The sequence below is a fragment of the Erythrobacter sp. 'gip.4 top 5' genome (assembly GCF_056495765.1).
This window is the reverse complement of sequence record NZ_CP200270.1, coordinates 670,561-697,500: the sequence shown is the minus strand read 5'-3', so window position 1 is coordinate 697,500 and position 26,940 is coordinate 670,561. Positions and strand designations below refer to the sequence as shown.

Below are 26,940 nucleotides of genomic sequence, written 5' to 3'. Positions count from 1 at the left end.
CGCCAGCGTTCGTTCTGAGCCAGGATCAAACTCTCAAGTTGTGTCACACACCAAACCAGCGCGAGGATAAATCCCCACCAACCAGTCCGGCATGAGCTGCAAGGAGCCAATACCTGCTGTCAAACGTAATGGATACGAATGAACATGCTTAACATCTGCCGCAACCGTGGTGGTCGCAACAAACGCGGCATCGGCTTAAATTAACCGGTACCCGGAGCCTTGAGGTCCCCAGACCGGGCGCCGTCGCCCACATGTCCCTTCATCAAAAATCAACAATGTCAAAGAACCACCAGACAGTAATAGCGGACAGCCATGCTACCCCCGATCTATACCGAGGAACCGGCTATCCGTTTATGTTGGCGACCAACCCAGGCACTACAGCTAAAACCGTCTGCGCCGCGTCGGTGAAGCCCATCTAGGTCGACCAACAGATTCGGTCAAGACCGTTTTTGCAATTTTGTTTCATTTCTGGGAAACAACCGCATCTCGGCTTTGGCCTGTCTGGGTTAGACTGCGGCCCGGCGCTATTTCCGCCGAAACCGGAAGTACCAGACCTCATGACCATAAACCGTGCGCGCCTTGTGCTCATAGCGTGTCTCGGGCCAGCCAGATGGGCGCAGCTGCCAGTCAACAGGCTTATCGACCACCCATTCGAACAGATCGGTGTGGCGCTGCATCACCATTAGTGCATGGCGCAGATACACAGCATGGTCGGTGCCGAAGCGAAACTCACCGCCCGGTTTCAACTTGTCAGCGATCAGCCTCACCGGGCCATCATTCATCATGCGCCGCTTGGCATGACGCGCTTTCGGCCATGGATCGGGGTGAAGCAAATAGAGCATTGTTACGCTCTCATCAGGCATTCGCGCCAATACCTCCAACGCATCACCCAGATGCAGCCGGATATTGGCAAGATGCTGGTCCTCGACATGAGTCAGCGCCTGCGCCACCCCGTTGACGAAAGGCTCGGCGCCGATGAATCCGTGGTCGGGCAGCAGGTCGGCGCGATAGGCCAGGTGCTCCCCGCCGCCAAAACCGATCTCGAAATGGACCGGGCGCGAATCACCGAACAGGATTTCAGACGTCACCTCGCCATCGGCAGGCACCGAAACCTTGGGCAGAAGGTTATCGACCAACCCCTGCTGACGGTTCCGCAACTTCTTGCCAACGGTGCGACCGTAAAGCCGCGCAATAGTGGTCGGATCACCGTCCTTGAATGCTGTCATAGGCGCAGCCGTTGGCAGGGCCAGACCGCCGGGTCAACGCCCGAGCCGATCACGCCATGCGCAGCGCCGACGGCTTGTGAGCGGCCTGCTTCCCGTCGTCGGTTTCGACAAGGTATTGCGGATCGTCCTCGGACGCGGCGACCTTGTGGCCCTTGATCGTCATCTCTTCGGTGATCTTCTTGACCACCTTGCCATGGGCCGTGCCACCGTGGCTCGACCACGTCACTTTGTCGCCTGCCTTCAGATTGTCTGCCATGTTCATGCTCCTTCACGTGTGCGACGGTAGCAAGACGGCGCAGCAGATCGTGTTCCAAAGGAAAAGCCCCATGTCTTGCGACACGGGGCCTTTTTGCGCTCAGATGTAAAAGCGGTCAGGCCGCTTCGACCACCGTTTCGTCATCGCGCAGCACGTATCCGCGGCCCCATACGGTTTCGATGTAGTTTTCACCGCCGCACGCGAGGCTCAGCTTCTTGCGAAGCTTGCAGATGAACACGTCGATGATCTTGAGTTCGGGCTCGTCCATCCCGCCGTACAGGTGGTTGAGGAACATTTCCTTGGTCAGCGTGGTGCCCTTGCGCAAGGACAGCAGCTCGAGCATCGCATACTCCTTGCCCGTCAAGTGGACCCGGCTGCCATCGACTTCGACAGTCTTGGCATCAAGGTTCACCGCCAGCTTGCCGGTGCGGATGACCGACTGCGAATGACCCTTCGAACGGCGCACCACGGCATAGATGCGGGCGACCAGCTCTTCGCGGTGGAACGGCTTGGTGACGTAATCGTCAGCGCCGAAGCCGAAGCTGCGGATCTTGGAATCCATTTCGCTGATGCCCGAGAGAATCAACACCGGGGTCTGCACCTTGGCAACACGCAGCTTTTTCAGCACGTCATAGCCATGCATATCAGGCAGGTTCAGGTCGAGCAGGATGATGTCGTAATCATACAGCTTGCCCAGATCCAAGCCTTCTTCGCCGAGATCGGTCGAATAGACATTGAAGCCTTCGGTAGTGAGCATCAGCTCGATCGCCTTGGCGGTGGTCGGCTCGTCTTCGATCAGCAGAACGCGCATGTTAGTCCCCTGTCTTACCCCTTGGTAACCCCTGCTTAGGAGAGGTTGCCATCTGTTAACCACGCCACTTCTCACCAAAAAAGGTTAATAAGACGTTTAAGGCGTTAACGTTTTGCGATGAGTCTTTCGCGCCACACCCCCGTGGAGCACGATTGTGCTATGGTATTACGCGTTTACATAAAGGCTGTCGCCTGCGGGAAAGTCCTAAGATGCGCCCGCCAGCTTTTTCGCCCGTCGCCGCTCGGCGCTTGATCCCAGGCCGATCGCCTCGCGATATTTTGCCACCGTGCGCCGGGCGAGATCGAAGCCTTCTTCGCCCAGCATTTCGGCCAATTGCTGATCGGACAGAATGTTCTTCGCCGTCTCGGCATCGATCAATGCTTTGATCCGCGCCTTGATCGCCGCCGAAGAGGCGCCTTCGCCATCAGACGAACCCACGCCGCTGGTGAAGAAATATTTGAGTTCAAACGTCCCGCGTGCGCAGGCGAGATACTTGTTGCTGGTAACGCGGCTGACCGTGCTTTCATGCATCTCGATCCTCTCGGCGACCTCGCGCAGCGTCAGTGGGCGCAGTTCGGCAACGCCGCGGCGGAAAAAGCCGTCTTGCTGCTTCACGATCTCGGCCGCGGTTTTCAGGATCGTCTTTTGCCGCTGATCGAGCGCGCGAATCAGCCAGTGCGCATCCGCCAGCTTCTCCTTTAGCCAACCTTGCGATTCCTTGCTGGTGGCACCAGCGTTGAGTTCGACGAAGTAGCCGCGATTGACGATCAGCTTGGGCAGGGTCTCTTCGTTGAGCGCGATGTCCCATCCGCCGCTCGCATTGGCGGCGATAAGAATGTCAGGCACCACCGTCGTGCTATCAGACGGCAAAAAGGCGAGGCCAGGGCGCGGGTTGTAGCTGCGCAATTCGCGCAGCATGTCGGCAAAATCCTCGTCATCGACGCGGCACAGGCGTTTGAGACGCTGCACTTCGCCGCGCGCGACCAGATCGAGATTGGCGATCAGCGCCGCCATGCACGGATCATAGCGGTCCGCCTCGCGCGCCTGAATGGCGATGCATTCAGCAAGATTGCGCGCACCCACCCCCGACGGATCAAGCGATTGTACCAGAGAAAGCGCGGCCTCCGCCTCGAACCCTTCAACACCCAGATCGTCGGCCACCTCGTTGATCGGTGTGGTCAGATAGCCCGCATCATCAAGCAGGCCGACAATGTGCCGTGCAACGAAGGCCATGCGCGCATCATTCGTCAACGCGCCGATTTGCCCTTCGAGGTGTTCAGTCAGAGTCACCTCGGCGGCGCGCAGCTGCTCCCAATCGGGCATGTCGTCAAAGTCACTCCCGCCCGATGCCGCGGCGCCCCATTCGGCATCACGGGCAGTGCGGGCCTCCCCGTCACCTGTGTCCCAATCGCGGTCGACCGAAGCGAGATCGAGCGGAGCATCCCCTTCACCGCCCCCTGCCAGCATCAGTTGATCGGCGGGCGCATCTTCGCCAGCCGGCGCGGCAATTTCAATCCGCTCCGGCTCGGCACCGCCATCAGCAGGCCCGCCCGTGTCGAGCAGCGGATTGGCCTCCAGCGCGTCGGCTATGAAGCTTTCGATTTCGAGATTGGAGGCCGCCAGCAGCTTGATCGCCTGCTGCAATTGCGGCGTCATCACCAGCGATTGCGTTTGCCGGATATCGAGGCGGGGGCCTAATGCCATCGCGGGCCGCTAAAGCGTGAAGCTCTCGCCGAGATAGAGTCGCCGGACATTTTCATCCGCGACCAGTTCCTGCGGAGAACCGGCAAACAGCACCTGCCCGCCATAGATGATGCAGGCGCGGTCCACGATATCAAGCGTCTCGCGCACGTTGTGATCGGTGATCAGCACCCCGATGCCCCGCGCCTTCAAATCGCGCACCAGCTCGCGGATGTCGCTGATCGACAGCGGATCGATCCCCGCAAACGGCTCGTCCAGCAGCATGATCGACGGCTTGGCCGCCAGCGCACGGGCGATTTCACAGCGCCGCCGCTCCCCGCCAGACAAAGCCATCGCAGGCGAGCTGCGCAGGCGAGTAAGGCCAAATTCGTCGAGCAGCCGCTCCAATTCGTCAGCGCGGGTCGCTGCATCGGGCTCGCCCAGTTCCAGTACGCAGGCGATGTTCTGTTCTACGGTCATGCCGCGAAAGATGCTGGTTTCCTGCGGCAGATAACCAAGGCCAAGGATCGCGCGGCGATACATCGGGAGGTTGGTCACATCCTCGCCATCCATCAGGATGCGACCCGAATCGGGCTTCACCAGCCCCATGATTGAATAGAAGCACGTTGTCTTGCCTGCGCCATTGGGGCCGAGCAGGCCCAGCACCTCGCCTTTCGCGACGCTCAGCGAAATATCGGTCAGCACGGCGGTTTTGTCGTAGCTCTTGGCAATCGAGATCACCTCAAGCCCGCTGCCGAGCGGTTGGACCGGCGCTGCCTCGGTGGGCGTATCGGATAGGGTGGTGCTCATATGCCTGCAGGCTTTAGCAGTCTTGGGGCTTCAGAAAAGGGGCGCAGGACGTTTGCAGGATTATTGCTTATTCGGAGCGCCCTTCATCTGGCTTGCGCTGCGGCCTGATAAGCCCTGCATTATCAGCGCGGTTTGCTCAGCCTGCCTGCATAATACGCAACAAAATGGCAGGATTTGGGGCCTTCTTGCAACTCTGGAAAAGCTTTGCGATACTGCCCGCATCACAACAGACCGTGGGGGAGCGGCACAACAGACCGTGGGGGAGCGGCTTTCATGATGAAAACGGACAAGAGCGGCAATAGTCAGACACTGCCGGCATCCACACACCGCGATTGGCGCAAGGGGATGAGCGACCATGTCGCCTATGGCCTGTTGGCCTACACCGCCTTGCAGATTTTCGTGACCATCAAGGCGCTCTCCGAAGGCAGTTCGGGGATGCTGCCCTTTCTCGCTCTTATCGTTTTGGTCGCCGGAATTATCCCGGTCTGCCGCTGGTTTGAACGGCGTTGGACCACCCTGAACGATGCCGATGCGATCGATCCCGGTTATGCTGCACTCTTCAAGCGTGATGTCGCGGCGCTGTGGGCGCTGGCCATCGGTCTACCCTTTGCGATCACCTTGATGATCGCAGCTATCTTGCGCGTTTTTTGAAACGCTTGTGCGTCCCACGTGTAGGCCAGCGCGGGACGCAGCGACCACGGCCTATTTCTGGGCCTCGTACCGTTCAATCGCTTCCAGCGTGAGACGACGCGCTTCGGCAGCGTCACCCCACTTGCCCACGCGCACCCACTTTTCGGTTTCCAGATCCTTGTAGTGGGTGAAGAAATGTTCGATCTGCTGGCAAATGATCGCAGGCAGATCAGTCGCTTCGTCGATGTCGGCAAAGTAGGGGAACGTGCTTTTCACCGGCACGCAGATCAGCTTTTCATCGCCGCCCTTTTCGTCTTCAAGGTTCAGCACACCAATCGGGCGAGCGCGCACCACGCAGCCCGGAATGAAAGGCGAAAGCGAAATCACCAGCGCATCGATCGGATCGCCATCGGGCGAAAGCGTGTGGGGCACAAACCCGTAATTGGCGGGGTAGCGCATCGGCGTGTGCAGGATGCGGTCAACGAACAGCGCGCCTGATTCCTTGTCGAATTCGTACTTCACCGGTTCGCCGCCGGTGGGCACTTCGATGATGACGTTGAGATCTTCGGGCGGATTCACGCCGGTGGGGATCTTGTCGATGCGCATGACGGTTCTCTTTGTTGTGTGCGTTGCAAGAGGTGTTGCTGCGCGCCTTAATGCGTGTCGCAGGATTGCGAAAGGGGCTGTGTGGGCCTAATCGCGCGCCACATGAGCAAGAACACCTCCGCCAAAACACCCAACGCCATCCGGGGCACCCAGGACATTTTCGGCGCCGAGGCCGAGGCTTTCGCCTATGTGGTCGAAACCTTCGAGCGCGTGCGCCGCCTGTACCGGTTCCGCCGGGTGGAAATGCCGGTGTTCGAAAAGACCGAAGTGTTTGCGCGCAGCCTTGGCGAGACGACCGATGTGGTGTCCAAGGAAATGTATTCCTTCGACGACCGGGGTGGGGAATCGCTGACGCTGCGCCCTGAATTCACCGCCGGGATCGCCCGCGCCTTCCTCACCAACGGCTGGCAGCAATATGCGCCGCTGAAGGTGGCGACACATGGCCCGCTGTTCCGGTATGAACGCCCACAAAAGGGCCGCTACCGCCAGTTCCACCAGATCGACGCCGAGGTAATCGGCGCGGGCGAGCCGCAGGCCGATGTGGAACTGCTGACGATGGCGGATCAGCTGCTGCGCGAGCTGGGCATCCATGATGTGACGCTGCACCTCAACACGCTGGGCGATGCGACCAGCCGGGACGCGTGGCGGGCGACCTTGATTGAGTACTTCCGGGCGGTGAAGGATCAGCTGTCGGAAGAATCGCAGGAGCGGCTGGAGAAGAACCCGCTGCGGATTCTCGATTCGAAGGATGCGCGCGACAAGCCGTTTCTGGCCGATGCGCCCAAGATTGATGCGTTTTTGTCGGAGGAGGCCAGCGCCTTCTTCGCCGCCGTCACCAGCGGGCTCGATGCGGCGGGCGTGAAGTGGGTGCGGGCCGAGAGCCTGGTGCGCGGCCTCGATTACTACCGCCACACCGCGTTTGAATTCATCCCCGACGAGGGTAGCGCCTCGGCAGCGGCTTTGGGCAGCCAGAGCACGGTGCTGGGCGGTGGACGTTACGACGGGTTGATGGAATCGCTCGGCGGCGCGCCGACGCCTGCGGTGGGCTGGGCTGCAGGGATTGAGCGGCTGGCGATGCTGGTGGGGGCGCGGGAGGCTGAACCGCTCGAAGCAATGGTGCTCGTAGAGGACGATGCCGGTCTGAGCGCGGCGCTTTCCTTGCTCGCCGACCTTCGCAATGGTGGCATTGTTTCGGAAATCTTGGCGACCGGTTCGCCCAAAAAGCGCTATGACAAAGCCGTAAGGCAGCAGCCTCGAGCGATCCTGAGAGTAAATGCAGAAGGCTACTACGGGTTCGCAGGTGGCGACCTTGACCCGAAGCTATCTGCCGTCCTGAGCTCACGCACCTAACAATCATCGTCTCCCCGGGCTTGGCCCGGGGCCCCGCTTTTCTTCTCGCGGCGGGCCATTTAGAAGCGGGATCCCGGATCACGTCCGGGAAGACGAGTAATCAGCCAACCATGCAAATCCCCCCCGAACGGCTCAACCAGATCGCGCACCGCTTTGCGGAGCTGGAAGCGCGCATGGCGTCGGGCACGCTGGAGGGCGAGGCTTTCGTGCGCGCCAGCCGCGACTATGCGGAATTGGAACCCGTCGCCAAAATCGCCGCCGCAGTGAAATCCGCGCGCGAGGAAATGGCAGGCCTCGCCGACATGCTCGCCGACCCCGAAATGAAGGCCATGGCCGAGGAGGAACTCGCCCAGATCAAGGCCACCCTCCCCGATCTCGAACGCCGCCTCGCTATTGCGCTGCTGCCGCGCGACTCCGCCGACGCCAAGCCCGCGATGCTCGAAATCCGCGCCGGCACCGGGGGCGACGAGGCCGCGCTGTTCGCCGCTGATCTTTACCGGATGTATGAAAAATACGCCGCCGAGCAGGGCTGGCGCGTCGAGCCTGTCAGCATCAACGCCTCAGACATCGGCGGGTTCAAGGAAGTGATCGCCACGGTCACCGGCACCGGCGTGTTTGCCAAGCTGAAGTTCGAAAGCGGCGTCCACCGCGTGCAGCGTGTTCCCGTGACCGAGAGCGGCGGGCGCATTCACACCTCGGCGGCGACCGTGGCGGTGCTGCCCGAGCCGGATGATGTGGACGTTTCGGTCGAGGAAAAAGACCTCAAGATCGATGTCTACCGCGCCAGCGGCGCAGGCGGCCAGCACGTCAACACCACTGACAGCGCCGTGCGGATCACTCACCTGCCGACCGGCACCGTCGTCACCTGTCAGGACGGACGCAGTCAGCACAAGAACAAGGAAAAGGCGATGCAGGTGCTGCGCACGCGGCTTTATGATGCCCAGCGCGAGGCCACCCAGGGCGCTGAGGCCGAGGCGCGCAAGGCGATGGTCGGCAGCGGCGACCGGTCGGAACGCATCCGCACCTACAACTTCCCGCAAGGCCGCGTCACCGATCACCGCATCGGGCTGACGCTGCACAAGCTGGAGGAAGTGCTGGCCGGGGTGGGCCTTGGCGAGATGATCGACGCGCTGATCGCCGAAGACGAGGGCAAGCGGCTGGCAACGCTGGCTGAGTAATGACCGTTGGCGAAGCCATCCGCGCCGCCGCAACGCGCCTCGCCGCCACCAGCGACACCGCACGGCTGGATGCGGAATGGCTGATGGCACACGCGCTGGGTGTCAGCCGGTCTGGCATGCTGCTCACGGCGATGCGGGACCGCGCACCTGACAACTTCGCCGCGCTGATTGACCGCCGCGCGCAGCACGAACCTGTTGCCTACATCACCGGCATCGCCGAATTTTACGGCCTGACGCTTTCGGTCACTTTCGACACTCTGATCCCGCGTGCAGATAGCGAAACGCTGATCACAGCCGCGCTGGAGCGGGCCGGCGAACATGGCCGAGCAATCGATCTTGGCACCGGATCGGGCGCGCTGCTGCTCGCGCTGCTGGCAGAGCGCCCGCACTGGAAAGGGGTCGGCATCGACGCATCGCCTGGCGCATTGGCGGTGGCGAACCGCAATGCCCTCGCACTCAAACTGGAGGCCCGCAGCACATGGCACCAGCGCAACTGGTGCCAGCCTGGCTGGGCCAGCGATCTTGGCAGCTTCGACCTTGTGTTGTGCAACCCGCCCTATGTCGAAGCCAACGCTGCGCTCGACGTGCAGGTCCGCGATTACGAGCCGGGCAGCGCGCTGTTTTCCGGAACGGAAGGCCTTGATGATTACCGGATACTGCTCCCGCAACTGCGTAGGCTGATGACGCCGCAAGCAGTCACGATCCTTGAGATCGGCGCCAATCAGGGCGACGCGGTCAGCGCCCTCGCCCAAGCGGCGGGCTTCATCACAGATCTGCGCCGCGATCTGGCCGGGCGTCCCCGCGCGCTGATTCTCCATTGAGAAAAGCGCGGCGGGGCTTGGCAAACCGCTTTGGCATCGCTACGTCCACAACAGGCCAGATGATCTGCGAAGGGCGCAAATCGCTGAGCCAAGCTCCTAAACTCAGCTGAACCGGCCGTCAGGGCGTGTCCCCGGCTGCGGCAGCGCGGAGCGCGCGGCACGCCTCGGTTGGACGGATTGTCCAGGCCAGGCGGAATGCGCTGGGACAAGGGCTCTTTGGCCGGGCGTGCAGGCATCATTTTGCACCAGGCCGCTGATAAGGAATGTCTTCCTTGAATAACAACAACAATAACCGGAATAACCGTCGTCGTGGACGCGGCAACCGCAATCAGGGCGGCAACAGCGCCCAATTGAACCGGATTGATAGCCGTGCGCGGGGCAATGCCCCCCAGATGCTCGACAAGTACAAAAAGCTTGCGCAGGACGCCCACCACAATGACGACCGGGTCCAGATGGAATATTATCTGCAGTTTGCAGATCACTATTTCCGGGTGAACGCCGACAACAAGGCCCGGGTTGACGAACAGCGGGGCGCACCGCGTCGGAACGACGACCGCGACCAGGCCGAGGAATACGGCGAAGACGATCTCGATTTCGGGTCAGTCCGGCGCAACGAACCCTCCTCGCGCTCGCGTTACGAAGAGCAGGGCAACGCATCGCGCAGTGATGGGCGCGGTGACGGGCGCGGTGATGGGCGCGGTGATGCAGAAAACAGCGAACAAGGCCAGGAAGGTGAAGCGTCATCGTCCGATGGCCGTGATGATAGCCGCAATTCCGAGCGTGATGATGGCCGCGATTCCGGGCGCGGTGAACAGCAGTCCCGGCAGCCCGTCGCCCGCCGTCAGCCGCGTAAACCGCGCGAAAACGGGCCGCGCGAAAACGGTCGTGACGATAACCGCGCCGAACGCAGCGAGCGCGCTCCGCGTGCGGCGCGTCCGGAACGGGCCGAACGCAGCGAAGCACCCCGCGCTGAAAAGCCGGCCGAAACCCGTGCGGACAAGCCGGTCCGCACTCGCAAGCCGCGCAAGATGGCCGACGATGGCGGCGGCGATGATCGTGGCAAGGATGTGGGCGGTATCGATTCGTCGATCCTTCCGCCTTCGATCCGCAGCGATGATAGCCGCCCCGACGCCAAAGGCAGCGCCAAGGTCAGCACCAAGGGCGGCGCCAACGGCAGCGACAGCGACGGCACGCTCGAAACGGTGGGCTGATTGCCGCGATGGAACGGCTGGCTGCGTTAGCGGCGCTGGCGCAGCAGCGTCCGGCCTTTGCCGCCATCGCGCTCGGGCTGATCGGAGCCTGCGCCTACCCGCCACTGCACCTGTGGCCGCTTGGCCTTGCCGCACTGGCCGGCTTCATGTGGCTGCTCCACACAACTCTGACCCGGCGCGGCGCGCTGTGGCTGGGCTGGTGTTTTGGCTGGGCGCATCTGACACTCGCCAATAACTGGATCGCGACCGCCTTTACCCATCAGGCCAAGATGCCCGAGATCCTGGGCTGGGCCGCGGTGCCGCTGTTGTGCCTCTATCTCGCCGTCTATCCCGCCCTGGCCGCGCTGGCAGCCCACATTTGTGCGCGCAGGCAACCCATATGGGCCTTCGGGCTCGTGCTGGCAGGCGCGTGGATCGTCACCGAAGCTTTACGCGGCTGGGTGTTCACCGGCTATCCGTGGCCGCCGGTGGGACTGATGCTTCTCGGCGGGTGGGAGACACAGGGTCTGGCGCGTTACCTGCCGTTTGTCGGCACCTACGCCCTATCGGGGTTTGCGGTGCTGTTCGCCGCGATACTGCTGGCGGGTCTTGCCGCGCGTCGTTGGGTCGCCACGGCGGGTCTTGCGATGCTGCTGACCGCTGGAATGTTCGTTCCGACCGGCGAAACGCCCGACAGCACAGTCCGCTACACCCTGGTCCAGCCCTATCTCCCGCAATCCGAAATCAACGATCCGGCCAAGTTTGACGAACATTTCGCCCGGATCACGCGCCTCACTGCGCCGGGGCGGGACCAGTCGCGGTTGGTGCTGTGGCCTGAAAGCGCGATTCCCGACTATCTCGAAGAAGGCTACCCTGATCGCTACTATATGCAGATGACTGCCGGTGGCGATCCGGTGCTCGCGCGCCAGCGCATCGGCACCGTAATCGGCCCGCAATCGACGCTGCTGACCGGGGTGGTGAACCTCAATATCGGCCCGCGACCCGATGGCATCCCGGCGGCCCTGAGTGCGCGCAATTCGGTCATGGCGCTGGACGGTGAGGGCACGATTCTGGCCGGTTACGACAAGGCGCATCTGGTGCCTTACGGCGAATATCTGCCGATGCGCTGGCTGCTTGAACCGCTGGGCGCGTCGCGACTGGTGGCAGGCAGCATCGACTATCTGCCCGGCCCCGGCCCGCGCACGCTCGATCTGGGTGTCCACGGCAAGGCGGGCGTGATGATCTGTTACGAGATTGTGTTCTCGGGCGCGGTCGCCGACACAGCGAACCGCCCCGATTACATCTTCAATCCTTCGAATGACGGCTGGTTCGGCGCTTGGGGTCCACCGCAGCATCTGGGCCAAGCGCGGATGCGCGCCGCCGAAGAAGGCCTGCCGGTGCTGCGTTCCACCACAACCGGGATCAGCGCGGTGATCGACGCGAACGGTGTGGTGCGCAACACCATCGGCATGGGTAAAGCGGACGCGTTGGAAGGCTTCATCCCCGCAGCAGCCCCGCCGACCTTGTTTGCGCAGTGGGGCCATACGCTCACGCTGGCATGGGCGGCGCTGTTTGTGGCGCTGGGGCTGGCCCTTCCGAGAGCGCTTGCGCTGCTGCGTGCGCGCGGCTAGGGCAAACCCGCACAGCGCCGGACATAAAGGTTTCCTTATATCTCTATAAGGGTCATTTATCCGGCGCAGAACCGCAGTTTCAGCCCCCGGGGATACCCATGCGCACCAATTATCTCTTTACGTCCGAAAGCGTCTCTGAAGGTCACCCCGACAAGGTTTCGGACCAGATTTCGGACGCGATTGTCGATCTGTTCCTGTCGAAGGATTCCGAAGCGCGCATCGCCTGCGAAACGCTGACCACCACGCAGCTGGTCGTGCTGGCGGGCGAAATTCGCTGCAAGGGCGTGTTCGAAAACAATGAATGGGCTCCGGGCGCCAAGGAAGAGATCGAAGCCACCGTCCGCGCCACCGTGAAGCGCATCGGGTACGAGCAGTCGGGCTTCCACTGGGAGACCTTCACCTTCCAGAACAACCTGCACGGTCAGTCTGCGGAAATTGCGCAAGGCGTGGACGCGGGCGACAACAAGGACGAAGGCGCAGGCGATCAGGGGATCATGTTCGGTTACGCGACCGATGAGACCCCCGATCTGATGCCAGCGACCCTGTATTACAGCCACAAGATCCTTGAACGCATGGCGGCGGATCGCCACGCCGGCAAAGCCCCGTTCCTTGAGCCTGACGCCAAGAGCCAGGTGACGCTGCGCTACGAACAATCGCTGCCCGTCGCAGCAACCGCCGTGGTCGTCTCGACCCAGCACAAGCAGGGCTATTGCCTGACCGGCGATCACGCCGATCCCGCCAAATATGCCATGCTGGAAGCCTATGTGAAGCGCATCGTTTCCGAGGTGATCCCGCCGGTGCTGCTGCGCGATACCAAGTATTACATCAACCCGACCGGTGCCTTCGAAATCGGCGGGCCGGATGGCGACGCGGGCCTGACGGGTCGCAAGATCATCGTCGATACCTATGGCGGCGCAGCCCCGCATGGCGGCGGCGCGTTCAGCGGCAAAGACCCGACCAAGGTTGATCGCAGTGCTGCCTATATCACCCGTTATCTGGCCAAGAACGTGGTTGCAGCAGGGCTTGCCACGCGCTGCACCATCCAGATCGCCTATGCCATCGGCGTATCCGAGCCGCTGTCGCTCTATGTCGACACGCATGACACCGGCACGGTTGGCGACGACAAAATCGAACAGGCAATTCTCGGCATTGGCAAGCTGGGCGGCCTGACCCCGCGCAGCATTCGCACGCATCTTGGCCTCAACAAGCCGATCTATCAGCCGACCGCCGCCTATGGCCATTTTGGTCGCAAGGCGGAAGGCGACCTGTTCCCGTGGGAGCGGCTTGATCTGGTTGCAGATCTGAAGGCTGCTTTGGTCTGATTCTGGCGTAAGGGTGCTGTTATCATGACAGCGCCCTTGGCCCCTTGCGATCGCATTCTCGCGCTTGACGCGCTGCGCGGCATTGCCGTGATCGGGATCGTCGGGATGAATGTCATCGCTTTCGCGCTGCCCAGCCCGGCCTATTACAATCCCCTCTCTTATGGCGGTGTCAGTCCACCCGATTATTGGGTGTGGCTGGGCAGTTTCGTCTTCATCGAAGACAAGTTCCGCACTCTGTTCGCGATGCTGTTCGGCGCGGGATGCCTGATCCTGATCGAGCGCGGCGGTGCAGCGCCCTGGCGGTCGCATTATGCCCGCATGATCATACTGCTGGTCATTGGCCTTGCCCATGCGACTGTGCTCGCCAGCAATGATGTGTTGCGCGCTTATGCCCTAGCGGGGCTGGCGCTGCCACTGCTGGCAGGATTGCCGGCGCGGTCGCTGATCGCGGTCGCGCTTGGGCTGCTGGTGGTTCATGTCGCCCTCGGCTTGGTCGCTTTGGGCGCGCCCCTGATCGCGTTTCAGGCAGGGCACGGCGGGGCTGACGCGCTGCTGTGGGCAGAGCGGCAATTTGGCCGCGATGCGCCGACGATCACGATGCTGCTGGACCAAGGGCGCGAAGGGCTGGCCGAACGCGTGGCGCGCCGCAGTCTGGCGATCCCGGCGCAACTGGCCACCGTGGTGGCCTCCCTGCCCCTGAACCTTGCGGGGATCGCGCTGGGCATGGGCCTGTGGCGCGGAGGAATGCTCAAGGGCGAATGGCGCACCTTCCGGCTGCAAAGGATTGCCGGGATCGCGGCGCTGGTGGCTTTGCCGGGGCTGTTGCTGCTGGCGCTGTGGCTTGAAGAAACGGGCTTTCCCGCAGCCTTGGTGGGGCCGGTGACGCTGGTGCTGTCCGCCCCGTTCGATATGGCGCTGGCGCTGAGTTACGCCGCGCTGGCGATGGCGTTCCTGATCAAGCCCAATGGCCTGACCCATGCCCTGTCCGCCGCCGGCCGGCTGTCATTGACGAATTATCTGATGACCAGCGTGATCTTGTCCGCGATCTTCGCCGGGTGGGGGCTGGGACTGTTTGGCGATGTCACGCGTTGGCAGGCCTTCGCACTGGGGCTGGTGCCGGTGGCCGCGATGCTGGCGTGGTCGTCGCCTTGGGTTGCACGGTTTGGCCAAGGCCCGTTCGAGCGGCTGTGGCGTGCAGGGGCAAGGGCGCTTTCCTACGTGGGCAAGGCCTGACACGAATGTCGCGATGACCCACCGCCCATCGCTCTTGCTCTCACTGATCGTGCAGCGCAAAGGGCGGGTTTTCCGGTTCAGGACAGTGTCTCATGTGTCTCCAACAGCGGCTTGGAGGCCCGTCAGTTGTGCTCACCATGGATCGGTGAAGGACGGTCAAGCGCCAGTTCGGCATCGGAGAAGGTGAAGGGGCTGCGCACCCCCGCCATCCCGCCAAGCTCCACCCGCATCCCGCGCGCCACGATCTGTGGATCGGCAAACACCGCGTCCAGCTGGTTGATCGGCCCCGCCGGAACGCCTGCCGCGTGACAGGCATCAAGCAAGCCCTGCTTGGTGAACCCGATGGTGGCCGCAGCGATTTGCGCATCCAGCGCAGCGGCATTGGCGGTGCGATCGCCATTGGCGGCAAAGCGCGAATCCGAAGCGAGATGATCCAGTCCCAGCACCGCCATCAGCTTGCCGAACAGCCCGTCATTGGCAGGCGCCAAGATCACATGCCCGTCGCTCACCGCGAAAACACCGTAAGGCGCGACCTGCGCGTGGGCGTTGCCCATTCGGGGCGGGTTCTGCCCGGTGGTGAACAGATAGGTCGCCTGATTGGCCAGCAATCCCACCGAACAATCGAGCAGGCTCATATCGACCTGCTGCCCCAACCCCTGCCTTGGGCCCGCCCGCTCGCGCATCAGCAGCGCCGCCTGCACCCCGTTTGCGGCCCAAACACCGGTGGCCAGATCGCTGATCGAAATGCCCATCTTGACCGGCTGCCCCTCCGGCTCACCGGTCAGCGCCATCAGCCCGCTCATCCCTTGGGCGACGAAATCATACCCCGCTTCATGCGCGCGCGGCCCGGTTTGGCCGAAGCCGGTGATCGAACAATACACAAGACCCGGATTGCTGGCCGAAAGGCTGGCGTAATCGAGCCCGAACCGGGCAAGGCTGCCGGTTTTGAAGTTTTCGATCACCACGTCGGCCTCGGCGCACAGGCCCCGCACCCGCGCCAGATCATCCGCATCGCCAAAATCCGCGATGATCGATCGCTTCCCGCGATTGCAGGCGTGATAATAGGCCGCCTCGCGGTGAACTGTGCCGCTGGCATCGGTCCGCTCGACCCAGGGCGGCCCCCACAACCGGGTTCCGTCCCCTTCCGGGCTTTCGACCTTGATAACGTCTGCGCCAAGGTCTGCGAGGATCTGCCCGCAGAACGGCCCTGCCAGCACCCGCGCCAGCTCGACCACCTTCAGCCCCGCCAACGGCGCATTAGAATTACGGGGTTCGGCCAGCCACATGGCTTATTTCCCCATCCGCCCCTTGAGGAAGGCAACGCTGTCGGCCAGCACCGTGCCCTTGCTCCGAAACGGCACGGAGAGAGCCATGACGATCTCCTCGTGATCGAGCGGGCCGTAATTCCTGACCTCCACCGGCGCGCCCAGTTCGCGCAAGCGGGCCGCAAGATTGTTGGTATTGCGCGGGCGCACGGTCTCGTCACCCTCGGACGTGACCAGCAGCAGCGGCGGCGCATCGGCGCGGGCGAAGGTGATCGGCTGCGTTGCGGCAGGCTGCGGCCATTGGCTGAACGCCGCGATCGAACGGGGGCTATCAAACGGGTAGAAATCGTATGGTCCCGACAGGCCAATCCCCGCCTTGATGAAATCCGATGCGATCCCGCCTGCCTTCAGCCGCTCCGCATCCAGCGCCAGCATGATCGCCTGATAAGCCCCCGCCGAATGGCCCATCACCGCAACCCGGTCCGGATCGCCGCCATAATCGCGGACATTATCGCGCACCCACGCCAGCGCTTCGACCCCGTCATCGAGAAATGCCGGGAAGCGGATATCGGGAACCTTGCGATAGTCAGGCACCACCACGATGAAGCCCGCACGCGCCAGCGCCCGTCCAGCAAAGGCGTAAGAGGTGCGGTCGCCCTTGGCCCAGCCGCCGCCGTACCAGAAGACCACGACGGGCAAGTAAGCATCGGGCGCGGTCTCAGGCGTCCAGATATCGAGCTTTTGGCCGTGCGTGCCAAAGGCGACACCTTCGGCCCTCTGCATCGCGCCGGACGTGCCGCCCGCAACACGATCATAGTGAGACAACAGCCGCGGGGGCGACGTAAGTGCGAGGAAGCCCCCGATCACCGCAGCCACCCCGACCACCGCGATCGCAAGGCTACGGCGCATCACAAAACGTACTGCGCGGTGGTGGTCGCCGCGATATCGGCCTCGGTCACGCCCGGCGCCATCTCGACCAGCCGGAAGGGCGAGGCATGATCGGGCCGCGCGAACACCGCCAGATTGGTGATCACCATGTCCACCACCCCCGCACCGGTCAGCGGCAGCGTGCAGGCGGGGATGAACTTGGGGCTACCGTCCTTGGCCGTGTGGTCCATCACCACGATGATCTTCTTGACCCCTGCGACCAGATCCATCGCCCCGCCCATACCCTTGATCATCTTGCCCGGGATCATCCAGTTGGCGATGTCACCATTTTCGGCCACCTCCATCGCGCCCAGCACGGTCAGATCAATATGCCCGCCGCGGATCATGGCAAAGCTGGTGGCACTGTCAAAATAGGCGCTGTGCGGCAGTTCACTGATGGTCTGCTTGCCGGCGTTGATCAGATCGGGGTCAACCTCGTCGTCATAGGGAAACGGCCCAATGCCCAGCATCCCGTTCTCGCTCTGCAAGGTCACCAGCATCCCATCGGGAATGTGGTTGGCCACCAGCGTCGGGATACCGATACCCAGATTGACATAATAGCCGTCCTGCAATTCGCGCGCGGCGCGGGCGGCCATTTGGTCGCGGGTCCACCCGGTCAATGTCTCAGCCATTCAAAAAACTCCGTGATACATATGGTTGTGGGCGCGCATGGCCTGCATCATCATCACCGGCCGCGGCCCGCCGCCGAGCGGCTGCCCTCAATTTCCGATCAGAGGAGCAATGAGAAACCAGCCATTGCCGATGATCGGTTCCAGTCCGGCGCCGGCTTCAGGGCTGCGCAGGTACTTGTACCGTTCATCAAAATCGCTGCGTTCGTCCCCGGCGATGGCGACAATGCAGGTGATTCCGGCGAGGCTATCGCGGCGCTGCTGCTTGGTATCGGCCTCATCACGGCGCAGCGCGATGATGTCCTGGCCGCGCGGATCAAGCCCGGATTGCTCCAGAGCCGTGCGCACCGGGCCCGACTGCACGGTCGACAGATCGGACATCCACGCGATCTCCACCCCCGCTGCGCGCAGCACGGCAAGGCCCAGCGCCAGACCCGGTCGCTGGACAGGATCAGCCGGCGGACTGAAAATCATATTGGCAGGATCGAGATCGATTATCGCGACCAGCTGTTCGCCCGGCGTGCAGCGCCGACGCTGACCGTCGAGAGCGACCGGATCGCTGAGCATTGCGGACAGCAGATCCTCCCCGCCCTTGGCGCCGATGGCGGAAGCCTGCCCGAAGCGCACGAAGCGGGCGAAGCCGAGCTGGTCGGGTGTCAGTGGGTTGGCCGGATCAGGGTAGGCCGTCGGCACCGCAGCGGCGCCTGTGCTCAGGCTCGTGCTGGTGCTGGTGCTCGTTGAAGGAATCGAAGGCACCTCGACCGGCCCCGGCTGCGGGAGCGCGGGCGGGGTTACCGGAGGCAGCGGTGCAGCCGTGGCCTGTGCAGGAAGCGGCGCCGGCAAGTCAGTCTTTGCAGACGGCGCGACCGGTGCAGGTGGTGCCACCGGTGTAGGCATCGGCGCGGGTATCGCCGCAGTCATAGGTGCGGGCGTCGGGGTCACGCCCGGAACGGACCGCGCCGGTGTCTCTTGTGCAGCCTCGCTTTCGATCACTTGTGAGCCGACCAGTGCCGAGCCGGCCAACGCCGGAATCGCCACCGCGATACAGCCCGACAGCGACGTTCCTGCCAGCGCCAGAAGCGGCAGCAGCGCGAGTCTGCGATCCATCATGCACTCTCCCTTTCGCGCACCGTACGAAACTCGATCTTCTTGTCATAAGGCGCGCCCAGCACGATCCGATTCACGAATACGCCCGCGAGGTGGATCTGATCTGGGTCAAGCGCGCCCGCCGGCACCACCTCCTCGACTTCCGCGATGCAGATCTTGCCGCAGGTGGCCGCGGGAAGATTAAAATTGCGGGCCGTCTTGCGGAAGACAAGGTTGCCGGTCTCGTCCGCCTTCCAAGCCTTCACGATGGCCAGATCGGCGAAGATCCCGTGTTCCAGAATATAAGTCTGCATGACGCCGTCACGATCCGGAAATTCCTTGTGCTCCTTGCCCTGCGCCACCTCGGTGCCGACGCCGGTTCGGGTGTAGAAGCCGGGAATGCCCGCGCCTCCGGCTCGCATACGTTCGGCCAGGGTGCCTTGTGGGCAGAACTCGACCTCAAGTTCGCCTGCGAGATACTGCCGTTCGAATTCCTTGTTTTCGCCAACATAGGAGCTGATCATCTTCTTCACCTGCCGCGTGCGCAGCAGCTTGCCGATGCCTTCATTGTCGATCCCGGCATTGTTGCTGGCAAAGATCAGACCCTTGACCCCGGCATCGCGGATCGCGTCAAGCAGCCGTTCGGGCAGTCCGGACAGGCCAAAGCCACCGGCGGCGATCAGCATATTATCGCGCAGCACGCCCGCGAGCGCGCTGCCAGCGTCGGAGAAAAGCTTGGTCATCGGGCCGCCTTGCCTTTTTGGGGGATCGCGCAAGCCACGATCCCGGGTGAAACATCGCTGTCGTGATTAGAGCCTAAGGGAACAGCTGTCACGTCCGGGTGGATCGTGAAGTCGAATCATCATTCATGTTGCGTTGCAAAATCGCGTTGTTTCGAATTTCTGCTCATTCTTTAGGCGGATGCCATGAGTTTAGGCAGATATTTGCAAGTTTGTGCACCAATCGACACAGTTTGACGATCCTGTTGCGTTATTTGCATCAAAAATCGACTCTTTCGCACTTGCACAACAAACGGGATTGGGGCATTTGGAGAGTGCCTTTCAGGCATCCTCTCCCAAACTTTTCAGGCCCGGCACCCAGTGCCGGGCTTTTTTCTTGCTCAGCGCAGGGCCTCAAACCGGTCGTCGAGACCGGCAAGACGCTGACGCCGAACACGGCTATCGCCCCCGCCAACCGCATTTGCCCTAGTGATTGCATTCAATTGCCGACGTTCCTAGCTATCGGCTTCGCAAACATTCTCTTGCATGAACAGGAACGCCTCATGGCCGACGCCGAAACCGCCACTCCGATCCGCGCCGTGCGGTTGCAGGTTGCGCCTGCCCGTCAGGAAGAATCTGGCGCAGGCATTGCCCGCATTCCGCGCTCCGCGTTCCAGAAGCTTGGCATCACCGAAGGCGACGTTGTCGAAATCAGTGGCAAGCGTGCTACCGCAGCCATCGCCATGGCGGCCTACCCCGAAGACGACGCGCTGGATGTCGTGCGGCTCGACGGTCTCCAGCGCGGCAACGCCGAGGCTGGATCGGGTGAGCATGTCGACATCATACGCGGCGAATCACGTCCCGCGACCCGCGTGGTCTTTGCCCCGGCCCAGCGCGAGATGCGCTTGCAGGGGCCAACCCAGGCGTTGAAGCGCAACTTTTTCCGCCGTCCGCTGATGGCCGGTGATCTGGTGGCCACCACCGGCCAGCAGCCGGTTCAGAACATGCCGGCCGACGTTCGCCAGCTTTTGCGTGCGCCAGCCTATGCCTTGACCCAGATCAGGCTCACCGTTGCCGCGACCAGCCCCAAGGCCATCGTCCATATCGACGAGAACACCGAGGTCGAGTTGCGCGCTGAGTTCGAGGAGCCGCGTGATGGCCGCGCCGTGGTCAATTATGACGATGTCGGCGGGATGGAAGAGACCATCCGGGCCTTGCGCGAGATGGTCGAACTGCCGCTACGCTACCCCGAATTGTTCATCCGGCTTGGCGTGGAGCCACCCAAGGGCGTGCTGCTCCACGGCCCACCGGGCACCGGCAAGACCCGGCTGGCGCAGGCCGTGGCGAACGAGAGCGACGCGGAATTCTTCACCATCAACGGGCCTGAAATCATGGGCTCGGGCTATGGCGAATCCGAAAAGCGCCTGCGCGAACTCTTCGAAGAAGCCACCCGCGCCGCGCCCGCGATCATCTTCATCGACGAAATCGATTCGATCGCGCCCAAGCGTACCCAGGTGCCGGGCGAGGCGGAAAAGCGGCTTGTCGCTCAGCTGCTGACCCTGATGGACGGGCTGGAAAAGCGCGCCAACCTCGTGGTGATTGCCGCCACCAACCGCCCCGACGCGATCGACGAGGCGCTGCGCCGTCCCGGCCGGTTCGACCGCGAGATCGTGATTGGCGTCCCCGATCAGCGAGGGCGGCGCGAGATTATTGGCATCCACACCCGCGGGATGCCGCTCGAAAGCGCAGTCGATCTCGACGAACTCGCCCGCGTCACCCACGGGTTCGTCGGTGCGGATATTGCGGCGCTAGCCCGCGAAGCCGCGATCGAAGCCGTGCGCCGGATCATGCCGCGCCTCAACCTTGATGAACGCACAATCCCGCCCGAAGTGCTCGAAGATCTTTGCGTCAGCCGCGACGATTTCCTCGCCGCACTGAAGCGCGTCCAGCCCTCGGCCATGCGCGAAGTGATGGTGCAGGTGCCCAATGTCGGCTGGGATGACATTGGCGGCGTGAGCGAGGCGACCGACAAGCTGAAGGAGGGCATCGAACTCCCGCTCAAAAACCCCGATGCCTTCCGCCGCTTGGGCATCCGTCCAGCCAAGGGCTTCCTGCTCTATGGCCCGCCGGGCACCGGCAAGACCCTGCTGGCCAAGGCCGTGGCCAAGGAGGCCGAGGCGAACTTCATCTCGATGAAATCCTCCGATCTGCTCTCCAAATGGTACGGTGAAAGTGAACAGCAGATCGCCAGATTGTTCGCCCGCGCCCGTGCGGTGGCGCCCTGCGTGGTGTTCATTGACGAGATCGACAGCCTGGTTCCCGCACGCGGCTCTGGCCAGGGCGAACCGCAGGTCACGGGCCGCGTGGTCAACACCATCCTGGCTGAAATGGACGGGCTGGAGGAGCTGCAATCCGTGGTGGTGATCGGCGCCACCAACCGCCCGACGCTGGTCGATCCGGCGCTGCTGCGTCCGGGCCGCTTTGACGAATTGGTCTATGTCGGCACTCCGGACAAGCCGGGCCGCGTGCATATCCTGGGCATTCACACCGGCAAGATGCCGCTAGCCGAGGATGTCGATCTGGACGCCATCGCCGCGCAGACCGAGCGGTTTACCGGAGCGGATCTGGAAGACGTGGTGCGCCGCGCCGGGCTTGCGGCGTTGCGGCGTGTGGGCGGCGATGTCAGCACCGTCGCGGCGCAGGATTTTGACGCCGCGCTCAAGGATTCGCGCGCCACCGTCTCGGTGGAAATGGAAGACGAGTACAAGAAAATGCGCGGCGAATTGAAAAAGCGCGCCGCCGCTGTTCAGCCCATGGGGTTCCTGTCGCCTGATATGCTGACCCCGACGCGGGAAAAGAAGCACGACTGAAATGGCCCATTGTTCCGCAAATGTTTCACGTGAAACATTTGCGGAAGCCCGCCAAACCGGCGCAGCGGGTGCGGGTCAAGCGCAGGTCTGAAGGGGGTCAAGACCGGGTCTGGTCCGATCAGGCCCCACCTTGAATCAATGCGCCGCGTCCCACGACATTCCGGTGCCGATATCCACGCCCAGCGGCACACTCAGCGTGACCGCAGGCAGCGCCGCTTCGGCCATGACCTGCCGGATGATCGGGGTTGCGGCCTCAATGCGGGCCTCGGGCATTTCGAACACCAGTTCATCGTGAACCTGCAATAGCATCCGCACATCATTCAAACCCGCATCCGCCAAGGCCGGGAGCATCCGCGCCATCGCGCGCTTGATGATGTCGGCGCTGGTGCCCTGGATCGGCGCGTTGATCGCCGCGCGTTCGCTACCCTGCCGTTCGGCCTGATTCTTCGAATTGATCCGCGGGAACCACGTCTTGCGGCCAAACAATGTCTCGGAATAGCCCTTGGCCCGCACGCTTTCGACCGTCTCGTGGATGTAGCGCTGGATGCCGGGAAAGCGTTGGAAATAGGTGTCGATCATGTCTTGCGCTTCATCCGACGAGACTTCGAGCCGTCCGGCCAGTCCCCAGCGGCTGATGCCATAGAGGATCGCGAAATTGATCGTCTTGGCCTTGCCGCGCGTGTCGCGGTTGGCCTCGCCAAACATTTCGCGCGCGGTGCGGGCGTGGATGTCCTCGCCTTGCGCAAAGGCCTCTTTCAGGCTGTCGACATCGGCCATGTGCGCGGCGAGCCGCAGTTCGATCTGGGAATAGTCCGCCGCCAGCAGCACATTGCCGTCTTCGGGCACAAAAGCCTCGCGGATCTGGCGGCCAATGGCGGTGCGGATCGGGATGTTCTGCAGGTTCGGATCGGTCGAGGAAAGCCGCCCGGTCTGCGCGCCGACCAGGCTGTAGCTGGTGTGGACACGGCCCGTCTGCGGATTGATCGCTTCTTGCAGTGCATCGGTATAGGTCGATTTGAGCTTGGCGAGCTGGCGCCATTCCAGCACCTTGCGCGCAATCGGTGCGCCTTCGCCCGCCAGCTTTTCCAGCACTGAAACATCGGTCGAATATTGGCCGCTCTTGCCCTTCTTGCCGCCCTTGTAACCCAGCTTATCGAACAGAATCTCGCCCAATTGCTTGGGGCTGCCGACGGTGAATTCCTGCCCGGCGACTTCGTGGATTTCACCCTCCAACCGCCCGATTTCGATGGCGAATTCTTCGGACAGCTTCGCTAGCCGCCCCCGGTCGACCCGGATGCCTTCGCGCTCCATCGCGGCGACCACCGGGATCAGCGGGCGATCCACCCGTTCGTAAATGCGGCTGCCGCCTTCCACCGCGAGGCGCGGTTTGAGGTGGCGATACAGCCGCAGCGTGACATCGGCATCCTCGGCGGCGTAGGCGGTGGCGCGATCCAGTGGCACTTCGCCGAAGGTAATTGCTTTCTTGCCGGTGCCGCACACGTCCTTGAACGGGATCGGGGTGTGGCCAAGATGGCGCTGCGACAGTTCGTCCATACCATGACCGCCGCCAATGCCGTCTTCCCCGCGCCCGGCATCCAGATCGAAGCTGATGACCATCGTATCGTCGATCGGCGTAACATTGATGCCGGAACGGGCAAGAATGTTCATGTCGTACTTGCCGTTCTGGAACACCTTGAGGACGCTGTCGTCCTCCAGCAGCGGTTTCAGCACGGCCAGCGCCTCGGCCATCGGCACCTGCTGCGGCTTTTGCGCAAACATGTCGTCGCCGCCGCCATCAATGTTATGATGCGCGAGAGGGATGTAGCAGGCATCATTGGGGCCAAGCGCGAGGCTGACACCGACCAGATCGGCGCGCATCGCATCAAGGCTGCTCGTCTCGGTATCCACCGCAACCAGCCGCGCCGCGGTGGCGCGGGCGACCCAGGCTTCGAGCCGCTCCAGCGTCTGCACGGTTTCGTAAGCGGCATGATCGACTGGCGGCATTTCGGGCAGCGATTGGCGGCTGCCCTCCCCGCTTGCGTTCGCGTTCGCGGCTGATGCCGCCGCCGTGCCCGGTTTGGGCGGGTTCAGATCGGTGGTGCGCGAAGGGCTGCCCGAGCCCGTATCCAGCCGCCGCAGCAATGACGTAAAGCCATGCGTTTCAAGGAACGCCGCCAGCGGTTCTGGCGGCACCGGGCCAAGCGCCATCTCGTCCAGCGGCTGCGGCAGATCGCAATCCTCTTTCAGCGTCACCAGCACCTTGCTGAGTTCCGCATCGGCCCGCCCTTCGATCAGGCGGTCCTTGAGCTTGGACGGCTTCATCCCCGGCGCGGCATCGAGCGCCGCTGTCAGTGAGCCATGTTCGGCAATCAGCTTTGACGCGGTCTTGGGGCCGATCCCGTAGATCCCCGGCACATTGTCGACCGCATCGCCCATCAGCGCGAGCACATCGCCCACCAGATCAGGCGTGACGCCGAACTTGTCCGACACCTCCTCCAACCAGATGCGCTGGTTCTTCATCGTATCGAGCATATCGATGCGGGCCGGTCCGTTGGGGCCGTCGACATCGCCGATCAGCTGCATCAGATCCTTGTCGGAACTGACAATGGTGACATCCCAGCCGCGCTCCTGCGCGCGCCGGGCGTAGGTGGCGATAAGGTCATCCGCCTCTAGCCCCGGCACTTCGATGCAGGGCAGGCTAAAGGCGCGGGTGGCATCGCGAATCAGCGGAAATTGCGGCACAAGGTCTTCGGGGGGTTCGGGGCGGTTGGCCTTGTACTGGTCGTACAGATCATTGCGGAAACTGATCGATCCGGCGTCGAGAATGACCGCAAGGTGCGTCGGTCCGTCGGCTGCGTCGAGATCCGCTGCCAGCTTCCACAGCATCGTGGTGTAACCATAGACTGCGCCCACGGGCGTGCCTTCGGGGTTCGTCAGCGGCGGCAGCCGGTGATAGGCCCGAAAGATGTAGGATGAACCATCGACGAGATAGAGGTGCTGCTTTTCGGCCATGTCGCCTGCTAGCAGGCGCGGCCTTGCGCGGGTAGAGGTTTGGCGCAGCGGCATGGTGGGGTTGCGCATCGCAAATACGGCAAAAATGCGGCAGGATTTGGGCAAGGCGCCTTATTTGGCTTGTCGCTGCCTTGTTTCCTCCCTATCTCACATGACGAGCCGGGCCCATGAGACACCGGTATCGGCGTGCTTCACCACGAAGCGCGTCTCGTTTGCAGGCTCATATTTGTAGACAAGGGAATTACCACCATGCGCAAGATCATCCTCGCCGCCGCGATCGCAACTTCGGCCCTCGGCCTTGCCGCTTGCAGCGAATCGACCGAAACCGAAACCGAAGAAGCCGTTGATGCGATGGCTACAGACGCCGAAGCCGCCGGTGAAACCACCGCAGAAGGCGTAGACAACGCCGCTGACGCGACTGCTGCCGAAGTTGAAGCCGCTGCTAACGAAGCCGCTGACGCTGCCGTGCGCACCACCGACGAAATCGGCAACGAAGCTGCCAACGTGGCTGCCGAAGCCGAAGCTGCAGCCGAGTAATCGGACGCAAGGCCAGCGCCGCTCAGGCGGCCAAGGTCATGAAAAATGGGGCGGTGCCACACGGCGCCGCCCCATTTTGCTGCCTGAAATCCGGCGTCAGCCACCGGTTGCGTAAGGTGCGTTGGCCCAGTTTTGTGTCGGGCTTTGCTGCGCGCGGACATTGAAGCCATCATAAAGTGCACGCGCAATCGCAGCGATCCGCTGTTCGCGGGCGAGCTTGCTGCCCTGTCCGGTCACATAAATCGCCACAGCAATCGTGCGCCCATCAGGACATTCGATCAGGCCAATATCGCTGGAGGTGTTGTTGAGCGAACCGGTCTTGTGGCTGACCCGCGCTTCGAGCGGGATATGCGCCGGAATGCGGCGCTTGCCCGTTACCGTGCGGCTCATTGCACCCAGCAACACCTGACGGCTCTGATCGGACAGGAAATCGCCGCGGTAAAGCCCGGCGAGCAGGTTCGCCATCGCGCGCGGTGTGGCGGCGTCCCGCGAATCGATGTGAACCGCAGGATTATGTTCGCCGTCGTCGCGAACCAACGTGGCGATGTCGCGGTTGAGCGAGAAATTGGCGATCCCCTGCCGCCGCGCCCAATCATTCACCACCGCCGGCCCGCCTACCGCCGCCAGCAGCGCATCTGTAGCCGTGTTGCTGGACCGGGTAATCATGATTTCAAGCAGGTTGATCGCAGGCATGTACTGTCCGGCCCGCACCGGCGCTTTCGCGGAGGAATATTTGGCCGATGCGATCGGCATCATCAGCGGAAATTCCGACGACAGCGAATACCGGCCTTTTTCGACCAGTTCGAGGAAGGTGCCGGCAATCGCGATCTTGCTGGTCGACGCCATCGGGAACAGTTGGTCGCCCAGCACCATAACCTCTTCGCCCGTTGCCAAGTCCACCGCAGCCACGCCAATGCGGCCCTGTGCCGGATTGGCCAGTTCGGCGATGCGCTGCTGGAGGTTGTTGGCGTAAAGCGCCTCAAAGCTCGGCGGCTCGCGCACTTCGGTGCCAAAGGTACTGTCGAAGGTCGCCTGAAGATCATCGGTGTTGGCTGCCGCAGGACTGGCGAGCGCTGCAAAAGAGGCAACAAAACCGGTGAGGGCAGCGAAAAGGCGGGGGCGTGTCATAGGGACAAGCTACTCCATCAGGG

At 62.8% G+C, this 26,940-nt stretch carries 23 protein-coding genes and 1 rRNA gene (1 of these 24 only partly in view); 10 read left to right on the top strand and 14 right to left on the bottom strand.

The genetic code is table 11. The features are described 5' to 3' along the window. The 6 genes from ACRANW_RS03350 to lptB form a co-directional block, all read right to left on the bottom strand. Window positions 1-41 (bottom strand): 16S ribosomal RNA (locus ACRANW_RS03350) (it extends 1,446 nt beyond the left edge of the window). 483 nt (window positions 42-524) lie between these two features. Continuing rightward, the gene (trmB, locus tag ACRANW_RS03345; protein WP_479433144.1) at window positions 525-1,226 is read right to left on the bottom strand and encodes a tRNA (guanine(46)-N(7))-methyltransferase TrmB; all 702 of its coding nucleotides are present in this window, start codon (window positions 1,224-1,226) and stop codon (window positions 525-527) included. A gap of 49 nt (window positions 1,227-1,275) precedes the next feature. After that, complete coding sequence (locus tag ACRANW_RS03340; RefSeq protein WP_479433143.1) at window positions 1,276-1,482, bottom strand: hypervirulence associated TUDOR domain-containing protein; 207 nt, start codon at window positions 1,480-1,482, stop codon at window positions 1,276-1,278. A 115-nt stretch (window positions 1,483-1,597) separates the two neighbouring features. Then, on the bottom strand, window positions 1,598-2,293 hold the full coding sequence (gene ctrA / locus ACRANW_RS03335; RefSeq protein ID WP_054119309.1) for a response regulator transcription factor CtrA: 696 nt from the start codon (window positions 2,291-2,293) through the stop codon (window positions 1,598-1,600). Window positions 2,294-2,497: 204 nt separating this feature from the next. Further along, entirely contained in the window at window positions 2,498-3,997 is a 1,500-nt protein-coding gene (gene rpoN / locus ACRANW_RS03330; RefSeq protein WP_479433142.1) for an RNA polymerase factor sigma-54, read from the bottom strand. Window positions 3,998-4,006: 9 nt separating this feature from the next. After that, on the bottom strand, window positions 4,007-4,783 hold the full coding sequence (gene lptB / locus ACRANW_RS03325; protein WP_479433141.1) for an LPS export ABC transporter ATP-binding protein: 777 nt from the start codon (window positions 4,781-4,783) through the stop codon (window positions 4,007-4,009). 273 nt (window positions 4,784-5,056) lie between these two features. Here lptB and ACRANW_RS03320 point away from each other — a divergent pair, with 273 nt between their 5' ends. Further along, window positions 5,057-5,434 carry a hypothetical protein gene (locus ACRANW_RS03320; protein WP_479433140.1) on the top strand — a complete coding sequence of 126 codons (378 nt, stop codon included), beginning with the start codon at window positions 5,057-5,059 and terminating at the stop codon, window positions 5,432-5,434. Window positions 5,435-5,485: 51 nt separating this feature from the next. Here ACRANW_RS03320 and ppa read toward each other — a convergent pair whose 3' ends face one another. Then, complete coding sequence (ppa, locus tag ACRANW_RS03315) at window positions 5,486-6,019, bottom strand: inorganic diphosphatase (protein WP_479433139.1); 534 nt, start codon at window positions 6,017-6,019, stop codon at window positions 5,486-5,488. 102 nt (window positions 6,020-6,121) lie between these two features. Here ppa and hisS point away from each other — a divergent pair, with 102 nt between their 5' ends. From hisS to ACRANW_RS03280, 7 genes are all read left to right on the top strand, one after another. Beyond that, window positions 6,122-7,369 carry a histidine--tRNA ligase gene (gene hisS, locus ACRANW_RS03310; RefSeq protein ID WP_479433138.1) on the top strand — a complete coding sequence of 416 codons (1,248 nt, stop codon included), beginning with the start codon at window positions 6,122-6,124 and terminating at the stop codon, window positions 7,367-7,369. 110 nt (window positions 7,370-7,479) lie between these two features. Further along, the gene (gene prfA / locus ACRANW_RS03305) at window positions 7,480-8,547 is read left to right on the top strand and encodes a peptide chain release factor 1 (RefSeq protein WP_479433137.1); all 1,068 of its coding nucleotides are present in this window, start codon (window positions 7,480-7,482) and stop codon (window positions 8,545-8,547) included. Then, complete coding sequence (prmC, locus tag ACRANW_RS03300; RefSeq protein ID WP_479433136.1) at window positions 8,547-9,368, top strand: peptide chain release factor N(5)-glutamine methyltransferase; 822 nt, start codon at window positions 8,547-8,549, stop codon at window positions 9,366-9,368. The genes prfA and prmC overlap by 1 nt, the downstream gene beginning before the upstream one ends. 272 nt (window positions 9,369-9,640) lie before the next feature. Beyond that, a complete protein-coding gene (locus ACRANW_RS03295; RefSeq protein WP_479433135.1) occupies window positions 9,641-10,579 on the top strand; it encodes a DUF4167 domain-containing protein in 939 nt (312 codons plus the stop codon). 8 nt (window positions 10,580-10,587) lie between these two features. After that, window positions 10,588-12,189 carry an apolipoprotein N-acyltransferase gene (lnt, locus tag ACRANW_RS03290; RefSeq protein WP_479433134.1) on the top strand — a complete coding sequence of 534 codons (1,602 nt, stop codon included), beginning with the start codon at window positions 10,588-10,590 and terminating at the stop codon, window positions 12,187-12,189. A 98-nt stretch (window positions 12,190-12,287) separates the two neighbouring features. Beyond that, on the top strand, window positions 12,288-13,511 hold the full coding sequence (gene metK, locus ACRANW_RS03285) for a methionine adenosyltransferase (protein ID WP_479433133.1): 1,224 nt from the start codon (window positions 12,288-12,290) through the stop codon (window positions 13,509-13,511). A gap of 24 nt (window positions 13,512-13,535) precedes the next feature. After that, window positions 13,536-14,744, top strand: coding sequence for a DUF418 domain-containing protein (locus ACRANW_RS03280; protein ID WP_479433132.1), 1,209 nt, complete (start codon window positions 13,536-13,538; stop codon window positions 14,742-14,744). Between the two features lie 122 nt (window positions 14,745-14,866). Here ACRANW_RS03280 and ACRANW_RS03275 read toward each other — a convergent pair whose 3' ends face one another. The 5 genes from ACRANW_RS03275 to ACRANW_RS03255 form a co-directional block, all read right to left on the bottom strand. Then, complete coding sequence (locus tag ACRANW_RS03275; protein ID WP_479433131.1) at window positions 14,867-16,030, bottom strand: CaiB/BaiF CoA transferase family protein; 1,164 nt, start codon at window positions 16,028-16,030, stop codon at window positions 14,867-14,869. A 3-nt stretch (window positions 16,031-16,033) separates the two neighbouring features. Further along, window positions 16,034-16,918, bottom strand: coding sequence for an alpha/beta hydrolase (locus tag ACRANW_RS03270; protein ID WP_479433130.1), 885 nt, complete (start codon window positions 16,916-16,918; stop codon window positions 16,034-16,036). Further along, window positions 16,918-17,568: a 3-oxoacid CoA-transferase subunit B gene (locus ACRANW_RS03265; protein ID WP_479433129.1), complete on the bottom strand. Its 651-nt coding sequence runs from the start codon at window positions 17,566-17,568 to the stop codon at window positions 16,918-16,920. Before ACRANW_RS03265 ends, ACRANW_RS03270 begins: the two co-directional genes overlap by 1 nt. A gap of 87 nt (window positions 17,569-17,655) precedes the next feature. Then, a complete protein-coding gene (locus ACRANW_RS03260; protein ID WP_479433128.1) occupies window positions 17,656-18,675 on the bottom strand; it encodes a hypothetical protein in 1,020 nt (339 codons plus the stop codon). Continuing rightward, the gene (locus ACRANW_RS03255) at window positions 18,672-19,394 is read right to left on the bottom strand and encodes a CoA transferase subunit A (protein WP_479433127.1); all 723 of its coding nucleotides are present in this window, start codon (window positions 19,392-19,394) and stop codon (window positions 18,672-18,674) included. Before ACRANW_RS03255 ends, ACRANW_RS03260 begins: the two co-directional genes overlap by 4 nt. 539 nt (window positions 19,395-19,933) lie before the next feature. On the opposite strand from ACRANW_RS03255, the gene ACRANW_RS03250 reads away from it, so the two are divergent. Continuing rightward, entirely contained in the window at window positions 19,934-22,240 is a 2,307-nt protein-coding gene (locus tag ACRANW_RS03250) for a CDC48 family AAA ATPase (protein ID WP_479433126.1), read from the top strand. Window positions 22,241-22,375: 135 nt separating this feature from the next. Here ACRANW_RS03250 and polA read toward each other — a convergent pair whose 3' ends face one another. Beyond that, window positions 22,376-25,252 (bottom strand): DNA polymerase I, encoded by a 2,877-nt coding sequence (gene polA / locus ACRANW_RS03245; protein ID WP_479434000.1) that lies wholly within the window; start codon window positions 25,250-25,252, stop codon window positions 22,376-22,378. Window positions 25,253-25,501: 249 nt separating this feature from the next. Here polA and ACRANW_RS03240 point away from each other — a divergent pair, with 249 nt between their 5' ends. Next, on the top strand, window positions 25,502-25,789 hold the full coding sequence (locus tag ACRANW_RS03240) for a hypothetical protein (protein WP_479433125.1): 288 nt from the start codon (window positions 25,502-25,504) through the stop codon (window positions 25,787-25,789). A 96-nt stretch (window positions 25,790-25,885) separates the two neighbouring features. On the opposite strand, the gene ACRANW_RS03235 is transcribed toward ACRANW_RS03240, so the two are convergent. Continuing rightward, window positions 25,886-26,917, bottom strand: coding sequence for a serine hydrolase (locus ACRANW_RS03235; protein ID WP_479433124.1), 1,032 nt, complete (start codon window positions 26,915-26,917; stop codon window positions 25,886-25,888). Window positions 26,918-26,940: the final 23 nt, after the last annotated feature.